Annotated in this window: 20 protein-coding genes; 4 read left to right on the top strand and 16 right to left on the bottom strand. The window is 70.1% G+C overall.

Going from position 1 to position 19,529, the window contains the following annotated elements:
• Positions 1-249: 249 nt before the first annotated feature.
• From FHG54_RS02270 to FHG54_RS02250, 5 genes are read right to left on the bottom strand one after another with little or no spacing between them, the layout of a single operon-like run.
• Complete coding sequence (locus tag FHG54_RS02270; protein WP_139418255.1) at positions 250-651, bottom strand: Fur family transcriptional regulator; 402 nt, start codon at positions 649-651, stop codon at positions 250-252.
• 5 nt (positions 652-656) lie between these two features.
• Positions 657-1,499, bottom strand: coding sequence for a metal ABC transporter permease (locus FHG54_RS02265; protein WP_139415744.1), 843 nt, complete (start codon positions 1,497-1,499; stop codon positions 657-659).
• Entirely contained in the window at positions 1,499-2,464 is a 966-nt protein-coding gene (locus FHG54_RS02260; RefSeq protein WP_139415742.1) for a metal ABC transporter permease, read from the bottom strand. The genes FHG54_RS02265 and FHG54_RS02260 overlap by 1 nt, the downstream gene beginning before the upstream one ends.
• Before the next feature lie 47 nt (positions 2,465-2,511).
• Positions 2,512-3,300, bottom strand: coding sequence for a metal ABC transporter ATP-binding protein (locus FHG54_RS02255; RefSeq protein WP_139415740.1), 789 nt, complete (start codon positions 3,298-3,300; stop codon positions 2,512-2,514).
• A 4-nt stretch (positions 3,301-3,304) separates the two neighbouring features.
• Positions 3,305-4,411, bottom strand: coding sequence for a metal ABC transporter substrate-binding protein (locus tag FHG54_RS02250; protein WP_139415738.1), 1,107 nt, complete (start codon positions 4,409-4,411; stop codon positions 3,305-3,307).
• Positions 4,412-4,578: 167 nt separating this feature from the next.
• On the opposite strand from FHG54_RS02250, the gene FHG54_RS02245 reads away from it, so the two are divergent.
• The gene (locus FHG54_RS02245) at positions 4,579-5,064 is read left to right on the top strand and encodes a GNAT family N-acetyltransferase (RefSeq protein ID WP_168197072.1); all 486 of its coding nucleotides are present in this window, start codon (positions 4,579-4,581) and stop codon (positions 5,062-5,064) included.
• A 45-nt stretch (positions 5,065-5,109) separates the two neighbouring features.
• Here the strand turns inward: FHG54_RS02245 and FHG54_RS02240 are convergent, their stop codons facing one another.
• The 4 genes from FHG54_RS02240 to FHG54_RS02225 form a co-directional block, all read right to left on the bottom strand.
• Positions 5,110-6,573 carry a dihydrolipoamide acetyltransferase family protein gene (locus tag FHG54_RS02240; RefSeq protein WP_139415735.1) on the bottom strand — a complete coding sequence of 488 codons (1,464 nt, stop codon included), beginning with the start codon at positions 6,571-6,573 and terminating at the stop codon, positions 5,110-5,112.
• A 63-nt stretch (positions 6,574-6,636) separates the two neighbouring features.
• Entirely contained in the window at positions 6,637-7,596 is a 960-nt protein-coding gene (locus tag FHG54_RS02235; RefSeq protein WP_233437930.1) for an alpha-ketoacid dehydrogenase subunit beta, read from the bottom strand.
• 131 nt (positions 7,597-7,727) lie between these two features.
• Positions 7,728-8,870 (bottom strand): thiamine pyrophosphate-dependent dehydrogenase E1 component subunit alpha, encoded by a 1,143-nt coding sequence (locus tag FHG54_RS02230; RefSeq protein ID WP_139415731.1) that lies wholly within the window; start codon positions 8,868-8,870, stop codon positions 7,728-7,730.
• 16 nt (positions 8,871-8,886) lie between these two features.
• Positions 8,887-10,059: a histidinol-phosphate transaminase gene (locus FHG54_RS02225; protein ID WP_139415729.1), complete on the bottom strand. Its 1,173-nt coding sequence runs from the start codon at positions 10,057-10,059 to the stop codon at positions 8,887-8,889.
• Here FHG54_RS02225 and FHG54_RS02220 point away from each other — a divergent pair.
• A complete protein-coding gene (locus FHG54_RS02220) occupies positions 10,058-10,444 on the top strand; it encodes a phage holin family protein (protein ID WP_139415728.1) in 387 nt (128 codons plus the stop codon). The two genes, FHG54_RS02225 and FHG54_RS02220, sit on opposite strands and share 2 nt — an antisense overlap.
• Here the strand turns inward: FHG54_RS02220 and FHG54_RS02215 are convergent.
• From FHG54_RS02215 to FHG54_RS02205, 3 genes are all read right to left on the bottom strand, one after another.
• Positions 10,407-11,966, bottom strand: a complete 1,560-nt coding sequence (locus FHG54_RS02215) for an alpha/beta fold hydrolase (protein WP_139415726.1) — start codon at positions 11,964-11,966, stop codon at positions 10,407-10,409. The genes FHG54_RS02220 and FHG54_RS02215 overlap by 38 nt on opposite strands.
• Complete coding sequence (locus FHG54_RS02210; RefSeq protein WP_139415725.1) at positions 11,959-12,345, bottom strand: hypothetical protein; 387 nt, start codon at positions 12,343-12,345, stop codon at positions 11,959-11,961. The genes FHG54_RS02215 and FHG54_RS02210 overlap by 8 nt, the downstream gene beginning before the upstream one ends.
• Before the next feature lie 97 nt (positions 12,346-12,442).
• Positions 12,443-13,342 (bottom strand): aminoglycoside phosphotransferase family protein, encoded by a 900-nt coding sequence (locus FHG54_RS02205; protein WP_139415723.1) that lies wholly within the window; start codon positions 13,340-13,342, stop codon positions 12,443-12,445.
• A gap of 101 nt (positions 13,343-13,443) precedes the next feature.
• On the opposite strand from FHG54_RS02205, the gene FHG54_RS02200 reads away from it, so the two are divergent.
• Both FHG54_RS02200 and purB read left to right on the top strand, forming a co-directional pair.
• Positions 13,444-13,971, top strand: coding sequence for a low molecular weight protein-tyrosine-phosphatase (locus FHG54_RS02200; RefSeq protein ID WP_139415722.1), 528 nt, complete (start codon positions 13,444-13,446; stop codon positions 13,969-13,971).
• On the top strand, positions 13,968-15,350 hold the full coding sequence (gene purB / locus FHG54_RS02195; RefSeq protein ID WP_139415720.1) for an adenylosuccinate lyase: 1,383 nt from the start codon (positions 13,968-13,970) through the stop codon (positions 15,348-15,350). The genes FHG54_RS02200 and purB overlap by 4 nt, the downstream gene beginning before the upstream one ends.
• A 51-nt stretch (positions 15,351-15,401) precedes the next feature.
• On the opposite strand, the gene FHG54_RS02190 is transcribed toward purB, so the two are convergent.
• The 4 genes from FHG54_RS02190 to FHG54_RS02175 all read right to left on the bottom strand — a co-directional run bounded on the left by FHG54_RS02190 (position 15,402) and on the right by FHG54_RS02175 (position 19,408).
• Entirely contained in the window at positions 15,402-15,704 is a 303-nt protein-coding gene (locus tag FHG54_RS02190; protein ID WP_198169647.1) for a hypothetical protein, read from the bottom strand.
• Positions 15,701-16,288, bottom strand: coding sequence for a hypothetical protein (locus FHG54_RS02185; protein ID WP_139415718.1), 588 nt, complete (start codon positions 16,286-16,288; stop codon positions 15,701-15,703). The genes FHG54_RS02190 and FHG54_RS02185 overlap by 4 nt, the downstream gene beginning before the upstream one ends.
• Before the next feature lie 95 nt (positions 16,289-16,383).
• Positions 16,384-17,733 carry a Re/Si-specific NAD(P)(+) transhydrogenase subunit beta gene (gene pntB / locus FHG54_RS02180; protein WP_233437928.1) on the bottom strand — a complete coding sequence of 450 codons (1,350 nt, stop codon included), beginning with the start codon at positions 17,731-17,733 and terminating at the stop codon, positions 16,384-16,386.
• A gap of 85 nt (positions 17,734-17,818) precedes the next feature.
• Positions 17,819-19,408 carry a Re/Si-specific NAD(P)(+) transhydrogenase subunit alpha gene (locus FHG54_RS02175; RefSeq protein ID WP_139415716.1) on the bottom strand — a complete coding sequence of 530 codons (1,590 nt, stop codon included), beginning with the start codon at positions 19,406-19,408 and terminating at the stop codon, positions 17,819-17,821.
• Between the last annotated feature and the right edge of the window lie 121 nt (positions 19,409-19,529).

The raw sequence follows: 19,529 nt of genomic DNA, 5'->3' as shown, positions 1-19,529 counted from the left end.
CTGGGCTCAAGCCCGGTCACAGAGTGCGATCACGGGCGAAACAGGACATCTGTGCAACCGGTCATAGGGGCCGGATGCCACGCCGCCGAACCATACGCATCAGCATTCCGAAGTTCGGGATGAGGGCACGCGGACTGGGCGATTCGGTCTTGCAGGACCTCATATACCCTATCGAAGCGATCGAGACAACCCAAACCAACGCGGGTGAAACTCGACTTGATCAGGCGTTTCGGTTGCCGCGATCACGCGCTACTCCCCTGCGGACTGCAAGCGTGTGCAGTTCGCGCAGAGCCCGAACACGTCGACCACATGCGCCGCACTGGTGAAGCCGTGCTCGGCGGCGACCGTCTTCGCCCATGCCTCGACCTCATCGGCGGCGATCTCCACCGTGAGGCCGCAGTTGCGGCAGATCAGGTGGTGGTGGTGGCCGGTCGTGGAGCACGCGCGGTACAGCGCCTCCCCCTCGGGCGATTGCAGGGAGTCGGCGTCACCGCTCGCGGCGAGGTCGCCGAGCGCGCGGTAGACGGTCGCGAGTCCGATCGGCGAGCCGGCCGCGTGCAACGACGAGTGCAACGCCTGCGCGCTGATGAATCCTGAAGTGTCGTCGAGGGCCTCGCGAACGGCCTCCCGCTGCCAGGTGTTGCGTTTCATTCGATTCATGCGATCCGAGCGTCCTCTGCGGTCTCCACCGGTATGGGGACCCGCCTCAACGGTAGCCCCCGCAGCTTGGAGATGCCCAGAGCGAGAAGGAAGAAGGCGGTCGCGGCGAGGGCGATCGCCGGGCCGGCTGCGATCGCGAACAGGCGCGAGGCGATGACCCCCAGCACGCCCGCGGCCGCGCCGATCACGGGAGCGGCGAACAGGAGCCCCCGGAACGAGCGCACGACGAGTCGCGCGGCCGCGGCGGGCGCGGCGATCAGGGCGATCGCGAGGATCGCGCCGACGGCCGGAAGCGAACTGACAACCGAGGCGGTCGTGAGCCCGAGCACCAGCAACTCGATCGGCCATTCCCGGTATCCGGCCGCGCGGAAGCCGTTCGGATCGAACGTCGAGAAGGCGAGCTCCTTGCCGAACACGGAGACGCAGACGACCGCGACGACGACGACGCATGCCGCGAGCAGTACGTCTCCGGTGGTCGCCGTGAGAATCGACCCCATGAGCAACGACTCCGCGCGCACCGGCAGGCCGGGAATCAACGCCTGCAACAGCACACCGGCCGCGAACCCTCCCGTGAGCACGATGCCGGCCGCGACCTGCGCGCCCTGGCGCCGCACGCGCGCAATGCCCGACATCACGGCCACGAGCACGACGGATGCCGCGGCCGCCCCGACCGGCACGCTCACCCCGAGGGCCGCTGCCGCCACGGCGCCGGGGTACGTGCCGTGCGTCAACGCCTGCGCGAAGAAGGTGCGGCGCCGTACGACGACGAGGCTGCCGACGAGTCCGGCACCGGCGCCGATGACGATCGCGGCGATGAGCGCCCGCTCGAAATAGCCCATCAGCGCCGCCCCCCCGCACGTCGCGCCGTGGCAGCGCCCGGGGCCGCCGCCCGAGGAGCGTCTGGCGAAGGAGGCGGCGTCACGCGGCTCGGTGTCCCCCGCACTCGGTCTCCCCCGGCCGGCCGGCGCACGAGCGAGCTCACGAACAGCACGAGGCCGTAGCCGATCACGAACACGGCCACGATCGTGCCGCCGGCCGGCAGGTCGACGGCGGCGCCGACCGAGACCGCGAAGCCGAGGGACAGGCCGAGCCAGGCCGAGACCGCGGCGAAGATCGCTGCCGCGGGAAAGAGCCACCACATGCGGGCGGTGATGAGCCGGGCGGCCGCGCCCGGGACGATGAGCAGCGCGAGCACGAGCAGCGTGCCGATCGTGCTCGCCGCCGCCACGACGACCAGCGCGATCGCCGCATTGAGCGTGAGGTCGAGCACCATGGCCGAGTCGCCGGCGGCACGGCTGCCCTTCGCGTCGAAGGCCCGGTACAGCTGCTGCTTCAGGGTGAGGAGCACCGTGCCGAGTGCCACGAGGCTCACGACGACGACCGGAACCACCTCGCCGGGCGGAATCGTCAACACGCGGCCGAAGAGCAGCGACTCGAGTTCACCGGCATAGTCGTCGCTGCGCGAGACGACGATGACACCGACGCTGAACGTCGCGGTCAGCACGATGGCGATCGCGGCATCGGAGGTGATGCCGGCGCGATCGAGCCAGGTCAGGGCGAGCGCACCTGCAAGGGCGGCGATCGCCGCGCCGGGCAGGAGTCCGGCGCTGCCGCCGATCGCGAGCCCGATGGCGAGACCGGGGAACACGGCGTGCGTCAAGCCGTCGCTGATGAACTCGAGGCCTCTGAGGTTGACCAGCACACCGACGACGCCGGCCACGACCGCGAGCACGAGCATGACGAGCAGTGCCCGCCCCATGAACGGGATGGCGAAGGCCCCGAAGAGCGCGTCGGTCAGCGACATCCGCTGCCGATCGTCGGGTTCGCCGCTGTGTATGTCGATTGCGGCATTCAGTGGCCCTCGTGATCGGGAACGACGAGGGTGTGCTCGTCGATCTCGACCTCAACGCCCTCGAAGCACTCCTGCACGTTGCTGAGCGTGAGCACCTCGTCGACCGGCCCGCTCGCCAGCTGGGTACCGTTCACGAGCACGACGGAGTCGCAGACGCGACGCGCGAGATCGAGGTCGTGCGTCGAGACGAGCACCGCCACGCCACGCGTCTTGAGTGTGCGCACCGTCGCGATGAGGGCATCGCGGTTGGGTTGGTCGAGACCGTTGAACGGCTCGTCGAGCAGAAGCAGGCGAGGTTCGGAGGCAAGCGCTCGGGCGAGGAGCCCACGTTGCTGCTGGCCGCCCGAGAGCTCGCCGAACGATCGCTTGGCGAGCTCGGCGAGTCCGACCGTCGCGATCGCGCCTCGCACGGCGGCGCGATCATCTCGCCCTGGCCAGCGGAATATGCCGAGCCTGCGATATCGGCCCTGCATCACGACCTGTTCGAGCGTGATCGGGAAGTCGGGGTCGAGATCTGCCGACTGCGGGAGGAAGCCGATCATTCCGGACGCTGCATGTACGTCGGGTGCGCCGTCGCCTGGCACCCGCGAGCCGAGCTCGATCGTGCCCGCCGTGCGCGGCACGAGCCCGAGCACGCCCTTCAGCAGTGTGGACTTGCCCGCCCCGTTCGGGCCGATCAACGCAACGGCCTCGCCGGGCATGATGTCGAGGTTCAGGCCGCTGACCCCGGTGCCGCCCGTGTAGGTGAATGCAGCGTCGCGAAGGCGCAGCACGGGGGAGTCGTTCATGGAGTCATCCTTGCAGTGACTCGGGCAACGCGGTAGGCGTCACGCCCCATGATTCGAGGATCAGCCGAGCGTTGTGCAGTTGGCTGCCGAGGTAGCTCGCGCCGTCGCTGCCCGGGGCGCCGAGCGAGTCGCCGTAGAGTGCATCGGGCCCGGAGTAGACGGTGACGCCGGCTTCGTCGGCGATCGTCGCGGCCGCCTTCGGTGAGATGGATGCCTCGGAGAACACCGCCGGCGCACCGCTCGCGTGGATGCGGTCGATGAGGGCGTCGATCTCTGCGGCACTCGGTTCCGCGTTGTCGTCGAAGCTCGGGATGACGCTGCCGACGAACGTGATGTCGTACGCGTCGACGAAGTAGGTGAAGGCGTCGTGGTTCGTCACGAGCAGCCGCTCGGCCACCGGCACCGTCTCGACGTTCTCCGCGATCCACTCGTCGAGGGCGGTGAGCTTCGCGAGGTACTGCGCCTCGTTCTGCGCGAGCGCGTCGTCGTCGAGCCCCGGCACCTCGGCGAGCCCGGCTGCGATGTTCTGCACCATCGTGGCGGCGAGCTGCGGGTCGGTCCAGATGTGGGGGTTGCCGGCGCCGTGGTCATGACCGGCGTGCTCGTCAGTGCCATCCGTCGTCTCGGCGTCGTGGTCTTCGGCGTGCTCGGCCTCAGTGCCGTGGTCGTCGGTGCCGTGGTCGTGGGAGCTGTGGTCGTGGGTGCCGTACAGCTCGATGCCGGTGCTCGCGTCGATGAGCGTGCCGTCGAAGCCTGAGGCCTGTACGGCATCATCGAGCCAGCTCTCGAGCCCGCCGCCGTTGACCACGAGCGCGTCGGCCTGGGTCAGGGCCAGCAGCTGCGCCGCAGACGGGTCGAATGCGTGGGCGCTCTGGCCCGCGGAGAGGAGCTGCGTCACCTCCGCAGCGCCGCCGACGAGCTCTCGAGTGAAGTCGCCCACCTGGGTCGTCGTCGCGACGACGCTGGGCCCGTCACCCGAAGCTCCGGATGCCGCAGGCGCCGAGCAGCCGGCGAGCGCCAGCGATGCGACGGCGATCGTCGCACCGGCCGAAGTGATGCCGACTGACGCGACCTTCGACCGTCGACGGGGTGAGAGGTTTCGGGGAAGCATGGTTCCACCGTAGGCTTATTGATAATGATTGTCAAAACCAAGCTCACGCGCCCTCGCCGTGGTGACGGCGCCCGCGAATGGCCGCAATGCCAACGCACGATGACGTTTCCGGGTCGACCTGTGGAGCGCTCTGGCAAGTGTCGTACCGACGTGAAAGAGTGAAGCACGTGGTCACGACGACATCTCCGCTCACCTTGCATCCGTTCACTGTCGCCGATGCCGAGCGTGTGCTCGCCGGCGAGGTCGACCCGCACGACGGATGGGAAGGCGCGTACGCCTTCACCGACGAGCCCGAACTGCTCGGCGAGTACCTCCGCGGCGTGCAGGAGAACGGCGACCCGACGCCGTTCGGTCCGTACCTCGTGCGCCGTGGCGAAGACGGCCCGGCCATCGGGGGAGTGAACCTCTTCGGTCCGCCGGGCGACGACGGGGCCGTCGAGTTCGCGTTCGCTCTCGTGCCGGCGGTGCGGGGCCAGGGCCTGGCCGTCCACACGGTGCTCGCCGCGGTGGAGCGCGCCCGGTCGGCGGGCGCGCGTCGAGTGCGTGCAGACGCCGACGTCTCGAATCTGCCCGCGCGCCGCACACTCGAGCACGCCGGGTTCGCCGAAGCGAGTCGAACCCCAGACGCGATCACGTACGAACTGAGGTTCTAGCACCGCCGCACCGCGCCGCACCGCCGCACCCGAACGTGCACGGTGCTATTCGAGCAGCAGCGCCGGCTCCTCGATGATCGACGCGACATCGGCGAGGAACCGTGACGCCACGTCGCCGTCGACCACACGGTGGTCGAACGAGGCGCCGATCGTCGTGACGAAGCGCGGCCGCACCTCGCCGTCGACGACCCACGGCTTCTGCTTGATCGTGCCGAGCGCGACGATCGCCACCTCGCCGGGGTTCAGGATCGGCGTTCCCGTGTCCATGCCGAAGACACCGATGTTCGTGATCGTGATCGTGCCGTTCTGCATCTCGGCGGGCTGCGTCTTGCCTTCGCGGGCCGTGAGGGTGAGCTGCTCGAGCGCGGTCGCGAGCTCGACCATCGTCATCGCCTGCGCCTCCTTGACGTTGGGCACGATGAGGCCGCGGGGCGTCGCAGCGGCGATGCCGAGGTTCACGTAGTTCTTGACGATGATCTCGGAGTCGGTCCACTGGGCGTTCGCCGTCGGGTTGCGGCGCACCGCCCAGATCATCGCCTTGGCCATGATCAGGAGCGGGGAGATGCGCACGCCCGCGTAGTCGGGTGAAGCCTTGAGCCGCTTCAGGTACTCCATCGTGCGCGTGGCGTCGACGTCGACGAAGACGCTGACGTGCGGCGCCTGGAACGCACTCTGCACCATCGCACTCGCGATCGCCTTTCGCACGCCCTTGACCGGGATGCGCTCCTCCCGGCCCTCGGGTCGCTCGGGCGTCTGGATGTTGCGGAACACGCTCGCCTGGCTCGCATCGCGAATCACGTCGTCGCGCGTGATGTCGCCGATCGGGCCGGTGGGCGAGACGCGCGACAGGTCGACGCCGAGGTCTTTCGCGAGCTTGCGGATGGGCGGCTTCGCGATGACAGGCACCCTCGCTTCGGCGCGCGTCGGTGCAGCGGATGCCGCGGCACCCGTCGCGGACCCGGCGGTCACGTCGACCGGGGCCGGCGGGGGAGTGGGCGCGACCGGCGCGAGGTGGCTATGGGCGCCATCGGGGCCGGGGTGGCGGCGCCGGCGCGTCGCGGCCGGACCCGAACTGCCGTGGCCCACCAGCACCGCGCCGCTCGTCTCTGCGGCGTCGGTGCCGGGTGCCGCCGCCGAGGCATCACCACCGTCGGAGGCGGCAACGCCCGCGGGCGCGGCAACATCAGCGTCAGCGTCAGCGTCAGCGTCAGCGTCAGCGTCAGCGGCCGAGCCTGTCGCGGCCGGACCGCCGACGGGCTGCCCCGCGGCATCCGTCTGGATCACCAGGATGGGAGTGCCGACATCGACGGTGTTGCCCGCTTCGACGAGCAGTTCGGCGACGACGCCCTCGAAGGCGCTGGGCAACTCGACGAGTGATTTCGCCGTCTCGATCTCGACGAAGACCTGGTCGAGGGCGATGCGATCACCGGGCGCCACTCGCCACTGCACGATCTCGGCCTCGGTGAGACCCTCGCCGACGTCGGGAAGGGGGAATCGGATCTCGCTCATGGTCTTTACCTTCGCAGTCGATCTATGCCGTCGTCGTCATGTCGTGGCCCGCGCGCCGCCGCGTCAGTACCCCAGAACGCGATCGACGGCTTCGAGCACCCGGTCGGGGCTCGGCAGGAATTCGGTCTCGAGCGCCGCCGGCGGGAAGGGCGTATCGAAGCCCGACACGCGCAGCACCGGGGCTTCGAGCGAGTAGAAGGCGCGCTCGGCGACGGTCGCCGCGATCTCGGAGCCGACGGAGACGTTGCCGTACGCCTCCTGCGCCACGACGAGCCGGCCGGTGCGGTGCACCGACTCGAGCAGCGGCCCGTAGTCGATGGGGGAGAGCGAGCGCAGGTCGACGACCTCGATGCTCCGGCCCTCGGTCTCGGCGATATCGGCGGCCTGCAGCAGCGTCGCGATCATCGCGCCGTGGCCGACGACGGTCACGTCGGTGCCCTTGCGCATGACGCGGCTCGCGTGCAGCGGAAGCCCGGCGTGGTCGAGGTCGATCGGCCCCTTCGGCCAGTACCGGCTCTTCGGCTCGAAGAACAGCACCGGGTCGTCGGAGCGGATCGACTCCTGGATCATCCAGTACGCGTCGTGCGGATTCGACGGGCTCACCACGCGCAGGCCAGGGGTGTGCGCGAAATACGCCTCGGGGCTCTCCTGATGGTGCTCGATCGAGCCGATGTGCCCGCCGTAGGGCACGCGGATCACGACGGGCATCGAGACGGAGCCGTCGTGGCGCACGGTCTGGCGCGCGAGCTGGGTCGTGATCTGGTCGAAGGCGGGAAAGATGAAGCCGTCGAACTGGATCTCGATGACCGGGCGGTAGCCGCGCATCGCGAGGCCGATCGCGGTGCCGACGATGGCCGACTCGGCGAGCGGGGTGTCGAGGATGCGCCGCTCGCCGAACTCGGCCGAGAGCCCCTCGGTCACGCGGAAGACGCCGCCGAGGGGACCGATGTCCTCGCCCATGAGCAGCACCTTCTCGTCGGCGCGGAGCGCCTCGCGGAGTCCGGCATTGATGGCCTTCGCCATCGAGAGGGTCTGCACACCGCGCACAGGCGCTTCACCGGTCGGCGACGCTGCACCGGTCGGCGACGCTTCGCCGGTCGAGGTCGTGTCGCTCGCGACATCCGTCACGTGGTTCTCCTCTTCGATGCGCGCGCTCATGCCGCGCCTCCTGCCGGGTGCTCGAACGAGGTCTCGAAGTTCTCGAGCCACGCGGCCTGTTCGACCATGAGCGGGTGCGGCTCGCTGTAGACGTGCTCGAAGATCGCCTCACGCGTCGGTGCCTGCAACTCGAGGGCGCGGCGGCGCAGGTCTGCCGCGATGTCGTTCGCCTCGGCGTCGACGTCGGCGAAGAAGGCGGCGGATGCCCCGCGGCTCTCGAGCCACGTGCGGTAGCGCGTGATCGGGTCGCGCACCTTCCAGTACTCCACCTCGTCGTCGGTGCGGTACTTCGTGGGGTCGTCGGCAGTGGTGTGGGCGCCCATGCGGTACGTGAGCGCCTCGATCAGGCTGGGGCCGTCGCCGGCGCGGGCCTCCTCGAGCGATTGACGGGTCACCGCATAGCTCGCGAGCACGTCGTTGCCGTCGACGCGCACGCCCGGCATGCCGAAGCCGCCGCCGCGGAGCGAGAGCGGGGTGCGCGACTGGCGCGCGACGGGCACCGAGATGGCCCACTGGTTGTTCTGGATGAAGAAGACCTGGGGTGTCTGATAGCTCGATGCGAAGACGAGCGCCTCGTTGGCGTCGCCCTGCGAGGTCGCGCCGTCACCGTAGTAGACGAGCACCGCGGCATCCGTCTCGGGGTCGCCGGTCGCGGTCGCGCCGTCGAACTGGAGGCCCATCGCGTAGCCCGTGGCGTGCAGCGTCTGCGAGGCGAGCACGAGCGTGTAGAGGTGGAAGTTGCCGTTCTCCTCGGGGTTCCAGCCGCCGAGGGTGGCGCCGCGCAACAGCGCGAAGACGTGCGTCAGGTCGAGCCCGCGGATCATGCCGACGATGTGCTCTCGGTACGAGGGGAACAGGTGGTCTTGCGGCCGAGCCGCATGCGCGGAGCCGACCTGCGCCGCCTCCTGACCGTGACTCGGCACCCAGAGGGCGAGTTGGCCCTGCCGCTGCAGGTTCGCGCCGGTGACGTCGATGCGGCGCGAGACGGCCATGTCGCGATAGAAGCGTTCGAGTTCGGCGTCGCGGAGCGCCTCGACGAGCGGAAGGTACGCCTCGGCCTCGGCGGAGGCGCGAAGCTCGCCCTCTGGGGTCAGAAGCTGGACCGTCGGCGCGGTGAAGTCTCGTTCGCGGGCTGTCACCGTTCCACGCTACCCGCTACCGCGAGCCCGTTTCTTGTGAACCCGGTACAAGCTCACTGAGAATCGTAAGGAGGATCTGCACAGATTCCTCTTCGCCGACTGAGATGCGGATGCCGTCGCCGGCGAAGGGCCGCGTCACGAGACCGGCATCGAACAGGCGCTCGGCGACCTCGATCGTCGCCTCGCCCGCGGGCAGCCAGACGAAGTTGCTGTGGGCGCGCGGCACGGGCCAGCCCTGTTCGGCGAGCGCCGCGTGAACACGGTCGCGCCGTTCGGCGATCGCGGCGACGCGTTCGAGCAGTTCGGACTCGGCGGCCGGTTCGAGCGAGGCGATCGCAGCGGATGCCGCGGCAGCCGTGACTCCGAGCGGAATCGCCGTGGCCCGAGCCGCGTCGAGCAACTCGACCGGGCCGATGGCGTAGCCCACGCGGAGACCGGCGAGGCCGTAGGCCTTCGAGAAGGTGCGGAGCACCACGAGGTTGGGGTAGCGGCCGATGAGCGTGCGGCCGTCGACGGCGAGGTCGGCACCCGCACCCTGCACGAACTCGATGTACGCCTCGTCGAGCAGCACGAGCCGGTCGGCGGGCACCCGGGCCATGAAGGCCTCGAACTCGGCGGCGGTCACGACGACGCCCGTGGGGTTGTTCGGCGAGCACACGATGATGACGCGGGTGCGATCGGTGATCGCGGCGGCCATCGCGTCGAGGTCGTGGCCGTGGTCGGCGCGATTGGGCACCGTCACGCTCGTGGCTCCGGCCACCGTGACGAGACCGGGGTACGCCTCGAACGAGCGCCAGGAGTAGACGACCTCGTCGCCGGGCGACGCTGCCGCGAGGATGAACTGGGCGAGGAGCGCGACCGACCCGGCACCGACGAGCACCTCGTCGGCCGTCACGCCGAAGCGCTCGGCCAGCCGCTCGCGAAGGGCGAGGGCCGTGGCATCCGGGTAGCGATTGATCTCGTTCGCCGCCTCGGCGACGACCCTCGCGACCGAGGGAAGCGGTGCGAACGGGTTCTCGTTGCTCGAGAGCTTGTAGCCGTCGGCGGGCGCGGGGCGGCCCTGTCGGTACGGCGGAAGGGCGGCGATCTCGGGGCGTAGGCGTACGCGCGCCCCCGTGGGCTCCGGTGCGGTCACGAATTCCACCGTACTCCTTCGTTCGTCGGGTGCCGTCTGCAAGAGTGGAGGCATGCGATTCATCGTCAAAGTCATCGTCATCGCGCTCGCTCTCTGGCTGACGACACTCATCGTCTCGGGAGTCAGTGTCGTGCCCTACGACGACACCGAGGTCGCGACAGTGCTCACGTACCTGCTCGTCGCCCTGATCTTCGGGCTCGTGAACGCGATCATCGGCACCCTGATCAGAATCGTCGCGTTCCCGCTCTATGTGCTGACCCTCGGCCTCATCTCCTTCATCGTCAACGGCCTGCTGCTCCTCATCGTCGACTGGTTCAGCGACCTGATGGGTTTCGGCCTCGTGGTCGAGAGCTTCTGGTGGGGCGTGCTCGGCGCCCTCGTGCTCGGACTCATCAGCTGGCTCATCGGGCTCGTGCTGCGTCCGGCGACGAAGGGCTGAGCTCGCCCGGGTCCGGTTCGCCCGGATCGGGCCCTCTCGTCCCGATCCACCGGGTCATCTCTCCCGTGCCGTCGCCCGTGAACTCGGCGACTCGCCGGCGGAACGCCACGAGCCGTTCCTCCTCCGAGGCGTCGATGAGTTGCGCGGTCTCGCGATAGCGCACGAGCCCGTGAGCGGGCAGCACCTCGTCGTACCCGGTGCCCTCCTCGAGCACGCTTCGCGAGACGGTGAGGCGGCCGGGCGACGGATGCCCCGTGCCGCCCGTCGCCGGTACGGGATCTTCCGCGTGCTCGACCGAGAGCAGGGGCACTCCCTCGCGGATCTCCGCTGACGCGACCGGACCGCCGACGGACACCGCGGCGACCACGTTCAGCTCGGGGTCGGCGGCGAGCCCGGCCGCCACGACGCCGCCGCCCGAGTGGCCGACGGACAGGATCGGGTCGCCCGGCTCCGCCCCTGCTTCGGCGAGCGCCGCCCGCACGGCGCGCTCGCCCGCGCCCGACTCCGCGCCGGCGAAACGCAAGGCATCGATCGCAGCATCGTCGGCGATGCCGTGCAGGTTGCTCGTCATGTCGTGCGTCTCGGTGCCGGCCGTCAGCGAGAAGTCGACCGTGCCGCCGATGTAGACGACCCACCGCGGGTCGCCGAGCTCGCCGTAGCGCTCCACCCGGATCTGCGCGCCCCCATCGGTCGTCGGGATGCGATCGACGAGGTCGCCGACGCCGGCGGGCGCGCTCACCGGTCCCTCGAGCGGATGCGCGTCGGTGCGGGAAACGCGAGGGCCGGCGCTCTGGTCGGCACGCCCGTCTGGAATCGGGCGGCTCACTCGCACCGGCCCGTCGACCAGCACCCGGCTGCCGAGGGCGACGCCGAACAGACCCGCGGCGCCCAGCAGCGCCGAGGCGGATTCCGGTGCGCGGATGCCTTCGCCGACAGCGGTGGCGAGCGGCAGCGGCACGAGGAGCGCGCCGGCGACAACCTCGTCGAGCGAATCGACCGCGTTCGCGACGAATGCGGCGAACTCGGGGTCGTTGAGCACCGCGTCGAGGTCGCCGCCGCGTTCGAGCACGATCGCGGCGGCACCGGCCGCGATCGCCTGAACGGTCACGATCGGCATGACCCTCAGGCCGAAGCCCAGCATCCACGCGCCGATCTGGCCGCCGAGTCGCGCGTAGCCTTCGATCGACGCCTCGGACGCCCCGTATCGCTCGCCCGCCTCGACGAGCGCCCGGTGCAGCTCTGCCGCGTGATCGGATGCGCGCTCCACCGCCACCCGCCCCCACATGAGTTCGACGGCGGCCTCGCCGAGCGGGTCGGAGGAGCGCGCGAGCGTGAGCGGCACCCCCGCCGCACTGCCTGCAACGACGTCGAGGCGTCGGCTCTGCTCGACGAACGCTGCGCGCCACCCGTCGAGCACCGACGCGAAGGCGCCGAGCCGTGCCGCCTCGGCGAAGAGCTCCGCCGTGTCGACGGCCGTGGATCCGGCACCGGACGACCCGCCCGACACTGTCAGCTCACCCATGAACCTGCGCCGGCGTCAAGCCGATCGACGGGCCGATGGTCGCCGCCGCAGCGGCCGCAGCGCCCGCCGCAGCCTGCTCTGCCTGCGCTGCCTGCTCTGCCTCGAGCGCTCGGATCGCGCGTTCGAGGCCGATGCCTGCGTCGTCGAGCGCGGCGCGCGCCCGCCGCACCTCGGTGCCGAGCTCCGCGAGCCGCGTCGCGTAGCCGGCCGATGCGTCGGACCGCCAACTCGTGCACATCGACGACGGCAGCCCTGCCGCGGCATCCACCACCTCGTCGGCAAGGTCGACCACCGCGCGACGCACCGACCGCACCTCTGCGAGCCGCTGCTCGATGCTCGGGTCACCGAATATGAGCGTTGCCGGATCCAGTCCCTCCATGCGTCGATCGTCTCGGATGCACCCGGGCGGCCCCGCCGCCGGAGCACGAACGGTGCACGATCGCTCGACTCCCGGTGCTGTGGAGGAGCGGTGCTGCTCACTCGGCGAGCACCGCATCGAGCGCGTGCACACCGACCCGGCCGAGGCGCCCCTCGGTGCCGATCGTGTCGACGATCGCGCTGCCGAGCACGAGCGCCCAGCTGCGAGCGCGCTCCCACATCGCGGCATCCGTCTCGCGCAGCCGATCGATCTCGGCGCGGAAGGCGGCCCGCCCATGAGCGTCGAAGCTGAGCCAGGCCGTCGCGAGATCGCCCGCCGGATCGCCGGCGCAGACGTCGCCGAAGTCGACGACGGCTGCGAGATCGCCGGATGCCGCGAGCACGAGATTCGCCGGATGCAGGTCGCCGTGCAGCCACACCGGCGGCCCCGTCCATTCCGGCGCGGCCAGTCCTCGGTTCCAGACGGCGCGGAGCGCCTCGATCTTGTCGAAGCCCAGCGCGAGCCCGCGCTCCAGCCTGCCTCGCACGACCTCATCGCGCGCGGCGAGCGGCACCCCGCGAAACGCGTTGATCGGCGCCTCCGCAGGAGCGGGCACTCCGAGCTCTGCGACGAAAGCAGCAAGCCGCGGGGCCGATGCAGTTCGCGCCGGGGGAGCGACGTCGGCCGCGCTCACCCCGTCGAACCACGGCAGGATGCTCCACGGGAAGTCGAACCCGAGCTCGGGTGCCGGCCGACCGACGCGCACGGGCGAAGGCACCGGCACTGAGACGAACCGGGCGATCTCGGGGAGCCAGAGCTGCTCGTGCAGCACGAGGCGAGCCGCGATCGCCCGACGCGGCAGCCGCACGACGAGGTGCTCGCCGAGGCGGAACATCACGTTGTCCCAACCGTTCGCGAGCAACACGATCTCGCCGGCGAGATCGGGGTGCTGCGCCGCCACGAGCTCGCGAGCGAGGTGTTCATCGACGACGATGTCGGGCTCGGGGGCATCCGTCATCTGTCCACCCCGCCGTCCGGCTCGCTCATCGATCGATCGCCCAGCGTATCGCCCCCGAATTGGTGGTGTGGGATTTCGCGAGGTCGGCCACAATGGAACCCATGACGCGAGCGGAACCCTCGGGTGACGACGCGCAACCCTTCCGGGTGTCCTTCGTGTGCACCGGCAACATCTGCCGCTCTCCGATGGCCGAGGTCGTGTTGCGCGCCCGTGCGGAGCGGGCCGGCCTCACCGACCAGCTGGCCGTCGAGTCGGCCGCGACCGGGGACTGGCACGTCGGGGAGCCCGCCGACCAGCGCACCATCGATGCGCTCGAGCGTGCGGGCTTCGACGGGAGCCATCATCGTGCGCGACAGTTCGACCCGGCGAACTTTCCGCAGTTCGACCTCGTGGTCGCCTTCGACCGCGGTCAGGCACGCATCCTGCGCAACTGGGCGCCGACGACTGCCGAGAAGGAGAAGGTGCGGATGCTGCTCGAGTTCAGCCCCGACGCGACCGAACGGGTCGACGTGCCCGACCCGTACTATTCCGACGCGGCGACCTTCGACCGAGTCCTTGAGATGATTGAACGGTCGACGTCGGCGCTCTTCCGGCAACTCGCACCAGCACTCAGACAAGGAATCCGATGACTTCGCTGCCTCCCCAGCCCCTCAGCCCCCTCGACGGTCGGTACCGCTCGGCGGTCGGAGAGCTCGGGGAGCACCTCTCGGAGGCCGGTCTCAACCGGGCGCGCGTGCAGGTCGAGGTCGAGTGGCTGATCGCCCAGACCGACCGCGGATTCTTCGGAACCGCTCCGCTCACCGACCACCAGAAGACGAGCCTGCGCCAGGTCGTCGCCGACTTCGGCCAGACCGACATCGACGAGCTCGCGAGCCTCGAGGCCACCACCCGGCACGACGTCAAGGCCGTCGAATACTACGTGCGCCGCCGCCTCAGCGACCTCGGTCTCGATGCGATCGCCGAGCTCACGCACTTCGCCTGCACGAGCGAAGACATCAACAACCTCTCCTACGCGATCACCGTGCGCGATGCCGTGCAGGCCGTCTGGCTCCCGAAGTTCCGCGCCGTGATCGAGACGATCGAAGCGCTCGCCCGCGAACACCGGGGCGCTTCGATGCTCTCCCGCACCCACGGCCAGCCCGCGACGCCGTCGACCATGGGCAAGGAGCTCGCGGTCTTCGCGTTCCGCCTGCGCCGCATCGAGCGCCAGATCGACGCGACCGAGTACCTCGGCAAGTTCTCGGGTGCCACCGGCACGTTCTCTGCGCACGTCGTCGCGGCCCCGGATGTCTCGTGGCCCGAGGTCTCCCAGGAGTTCGTCGAGTCTCTCGGCCTCACCTGGAACCCGCTCACCACGCAGATCGAGTCGCACGACTGGCAGGCCGAGCTCTACGGCAAGGTCTCGCACGCCAACCGCGTGCTGCACAACCTCGCGACCGACATCTGGACCTACATCTCGCTCGGCATCTTCCGCCAGATCCCCGCGCCCGGCGCGACCGGCTCGTCGACGATGCCGCACAAGGTCAACCCGATCCGCTTCGAGAACGCCGAGGCGAATCTCGAGCTCTCGAGTGCCGTGCTCGACTCGCTCGCCGCGACCCTCGTGACGAGCCGCATGCAGCGCGACCTCACCGACTCGAGCGCGCAGCGCAACATCGGCGTCGGCTTCGGGCACTCGATGCTCGCCCTCGACAACATCCAGCGCGGCCTCGGCGAGATCGACCTCGACCTCGCCGTGCTCGCCGCCGACCTCGACGGCAACTGGGAGGTGCTCGGCGAGGCGATCCAGACGGTGATCCGCGCCGAGGTGGTGGCCGGCCGCTCGACCATCGCCGACCCCTACGCCATGCTCAAGGAGCTCACCCGCGGCAAGCGCGTCGGCGCTGCAGAGCTCGCCGAGTTCGTCGGCGGCCTCGAGCTCGGCGACGAGGCGAAGCAGCGTCTGCTCGCGCTCACGCCGGGGTCGTACACGGGCATCGCCTCGGAGCTCGTCGACCGCCTCGGCTGACGAGCACCGCGGCATCCGCAGTACTGCGCGACGCGGATGCCGCCGAGTCGATCAGTGGCCTGGCGAGGAGGGCGCGTCGGGCTCGGGCGGGGCCTCTCCGGATGCCGGCGCATCGCCCTCGATCTCGGCCGCCTCTTCGGCGTTGGGCTTGACCGCCATCGAGAGCAGGGCGAGCGTCACGAGCACGACGATGAACACGATGCCGGCGATGATCAGGGCGAGCATCGGCTCGCGCGCCGTGATGAGCACCACGAGCCCGGTGAAGATCGCGGCGATCGCGGCGCCGCCGACGTACTCGATGGGGCGCAGCACGTCGCGACGACTCGGCTTGTAGTCACCTGAGCTGTTGGTCACGAGGTCGGCTCCGTTCCGGGGGCATCGGTCGCGGCATCCGGCTGGCTGCCCGCCCACTTCAGCGAGAAGCCGCCGATCAGGAGGTAGACGCCGAGGATGACGAGGTAGCCGCCGAGCAGGCCGACCGCAGTGACGGCGTCGAGCGGAATGACGAGGAAGACGAGCGCGAGGATCGCGGTGAACGCGCCGGCGGCGATCCAGTCGCGGGCGGCCGTGGTGCGGCCCCGCGCGCGGAGGCCGGCGAAGAGTTCGAGAATGCCGGTGACGGCCGCCCAGACGCTCACGAGGTAGAGCAGGAACGGCAGGCCGCCCGGCACGGTGAGCGCGAGCAGGCCGGCAGCGACGGTCACCACTGCGGCGATCACGAAGAACGAGCGGATGCCGCGCTCCTCCGTGAATCGCAGCGACAGCGCCCCCGTGATGAGACCCGACACGACGGCCCAGAGGCCGAAGACGAGCAGACCGAACTCGGGGGAGTGGTTCTGCGAGAACGTGATGGCGGCGGCGGGCGCGAGTGCCAGGAATCCGCGGACGACCGGGACGACCCAGTACCGGGCGCGCTCGGGAGCGGCGGCGATGGCCACTTGCGACCTCTTTCACATCGGTTGGGGTACCGATCCATCCTACGTTGGCGGCGCGGGCGCCGAGTCCGTGCCGCATGCGCGGGGCGAGCGCCGACTCACAGCGCCCGCAGGATGTCCTCGACCCGGGCCTTCGCGTCGCCGAAGAGCATCTGCGCGTTGTCGCGGTGGAAGAGCGGGTTCGCCACCCCGGCGTAGCCGGCCGACATCGAGCGCTTGAAGACGATCACGTTGCCCGCCTCCCACACCCGCAGCACCGGCATGCCGGCGATGGGGCTGCCGGGGTCTTCGGCGGCCGAGGGGTTCACCGTGTCGTTCGCCCCGATCACGAGCACGACCGACGTCTCGGTGAAGTCGTCGTTGATCTCGTCCATCTCCTCGACGATGTCGTAGGGCACCTTCGCCTCGGCGAGCAGCACGTTCATGTGCCCGGGCAGCCGCCCGGCGACCGGGTGGATGCCGAAGCGCACGTCGACGCCGCGCTCGCGCAACCGGCTCGTGAGTTCGGCGACGGGGTACTGCGCCTGCGCCACGGCCATGCCGTAGCCGGGCGTGATGACGACCGACTTCGCGTCACGCAGCATCTCCGCGGCATCCGCTGCCGTGACCTCGCGGACCTCGCGCGCCTCTTCGCCATCGCCCGACGAGGTGGGCGCCGCGATGCCGAACCCGCCGGCGATCACCGAGATGAACGACCGGTTCATCGCCTTGCACATGATGTACGAGAGGTAGGCACCCGAGGAGCCGACGAGCGCGCCGGTGACGATGAGCAGGTCGTTGTTCAGCAGGAATCCCGCCGCCGCGGCCGCCCAGCCCGAGTAGCTGTTGAGCATCGAGATGACGACCGGCATGTCGCCGCCGCCGATGGATGCCACGAGGTGCCAGCCGAGCGCGAGCGCGAGGGCCGTCACGACCACGAGGAGCCACAGCTCGGGGGTGATGACGTACCAGACGGTGAGCACGACGAAGGCGACGAGGGCACCGAGGTTCAGCACGTTCTTGCCCGGCAGCATGAGCGGCGCCGACGACATGCGCGCCGAGAGCTTCAGGAACGCGACGATCGAACCGGTGAAGGTGACACCGCCGATGAAGACGCCGATGAAGACCTCGGCATGGTGGATGTCGAGGAGGGCGCCGGTCATGCCGGTCACCTCGAGCGCGCCGTTCCAGCCGACGAGCACTGCGGCGAGGCCGACGAAGCTGTGCAGCAGGGCGATGAGCTCGGGCATGCCGGTCATCGCGACGATGCGTGCCCGCCAGAGGCCGATCGCGCCGCCGACGAGCGCGGCGACGACGAGCAGGATGAGACCGGTCGTCGCCTGCGGCGAGCCCCAGATGCCGGCGAACGTCGCGTACACGGTGGCGACGAGCGCGATCGTCATGCCGGCGATGCCGTAGCCGACACCGGCTTTGGCGGTGTCGTGCCGGCTGAGCCCCGCGAGACTCATGATGAAGAGCAGGGCGGCGACGATGTAGGCGGCGCCGGCGATCGACGCCGGGGTCAGCAAGGGCGTGGCCTCGGCGGCGGCGAACTCAGGCACGGTCGGCTCCAGTCTTGGCGTTGTCGGCAGCTCCGCGCGCGAACATCGCGAGCATGCGTCGGGTCACGGCGAACCCGCCGAAGACGTTGATGCCGGCGAGCAGTACGGCGATTGTGGCGATGATCTGCACGGCGAGCACCTCGCTCGTGATCTGCACCATGGCGCCGACGATGATGATGCCCGAGATCGCGTTCGTCACGCTCATGAGCGGCGTGTGCAGCGCGTGCGCCACCTTGCCGATCACGTAGAAGCCGACGACGACGGCGAGCACGAGCACCGTGAAGTGCTGCGGCAACGGCGGCGGGGCGATCGCATTGACGGCGAAGAGCGCCGCGATGCCGATCGCGATGAGCACCACCTTCTTGACCGGCGACATCGGCCGTTTGGTCACGGGGGCGGTTGCGGCGGTCCCGGCACCGCCTGCTGCCGAAGCGGATGCCGCAGCTCCCGGTGCCGCCGAAACCTGCACCGGGGGCGGCGGCCAGGTGACGGCGCCGTCTCTCGTGACGGTCACCGATCGCTGCACGACGTCGTCGAAGTCGAGCACGAGTTCGCCGTCCTTCGCCGGGGTCAGGAGCTTCACGAGGTTCACGACGTTCGTGCCGTAGAGCTGCGAGGCCTGCGTCGGCAGGCGGGAGGCGAGGTCGGTGTAGCCGAGGATCACGACGCCGTTCGGCGTGACGATGCGCTCGCCCGCGACGGATCCCTCGACGTTGCCGCCCATGCCCGCCGCCATGTCGACGATGACGCTGCCCGACTTCATGCTCGCCACGTCGGCGGCGGTGATGAGTCGCGGCGCCGCGCGCCCCGGGATGAGCGCGGTCGTGATGATGATGTCGACGTCGGCCGCCTGCTCCGAGTAGATCTCGGCTGCGCGCCGGTCGTAGTCTTCGCTCGTCGCCTTGGCGTAGCCGTCGGTCGACTGCTCCACCTCCACCTCGACCTTCAGGTACTCGCCCCCGATCGACTTGACCTGGTCGGCGACCTCGGGACGCGGATCGGTCGCCCGCACGATCGCGCCGAGGCTCGACGCCGCGCCGATCGCGGCGAGGCCGGCGACCCCCGCTCCCGCGACGAGGACCTTGGCCGGCGGCACCTTTCCGGCCGCCGTCACCTGGCCCGTGAAGAACCGGCCGAACTCGTGCGCCGCCTCGACGACCGCGCGATACCCGGCGATGTTCGCCATCGAGCTGAGCACGTCCATCGACTGTGCGCGTGAGATGCGCGGCACCGCATCCATCGCGAGCGCGGTGACACCGCGGGCGGCGAGGGCCTCGAGCAACTCGGGCTTGAACGCCGGGGCCAGCAGGGCGATGAGCGTGGCGCCCGGCGTGAGCCCGGCGATCTCGGCCTCGGTCGGTGCGTTGACCTGCAGTACGAGACCGCTCGCGCGGGCGGCGGCGCCGTCGACGAGCTCGGCACCTGCCGCGAGGTACGCCTCATCGGGGAATGCCGATCGCGCCCCGGCTCCGACCTCGACCACGACCTCGTGGCCGAGGTCGATCAACTGCTTCACGGTCGCCGGGGTGGCGGCGACGCGAGTCTCAGGGCTCTGCTCGGTGACGATCCCGATACGGGTCATGCGGAATTCCTCAATTCGTCTTCTCCATCGAAGCTGCCGTTCGCGCGGGCACGTCCGCTCAGCGTAGAACGCGTGCGACGCCCACTGCGCTGAATACGCCGGAATCGGCGCGAAGGAATCG

The sequence above is a fragment of the Agromyces laixinhei genome (assembly GCF_006337065.1).
Classification (GTDB): Bacteria; Actinomycetota; Actinomycetes; order Actinomycetales; family Microbacteriaceae; genus Agromyces; species Agromyces laixinhei.
The sequence above is the reverse complement of the archived record's forward strand: the minus strand, read 5'-3'. Positions and strand labels throughout refer to the sequence as shown.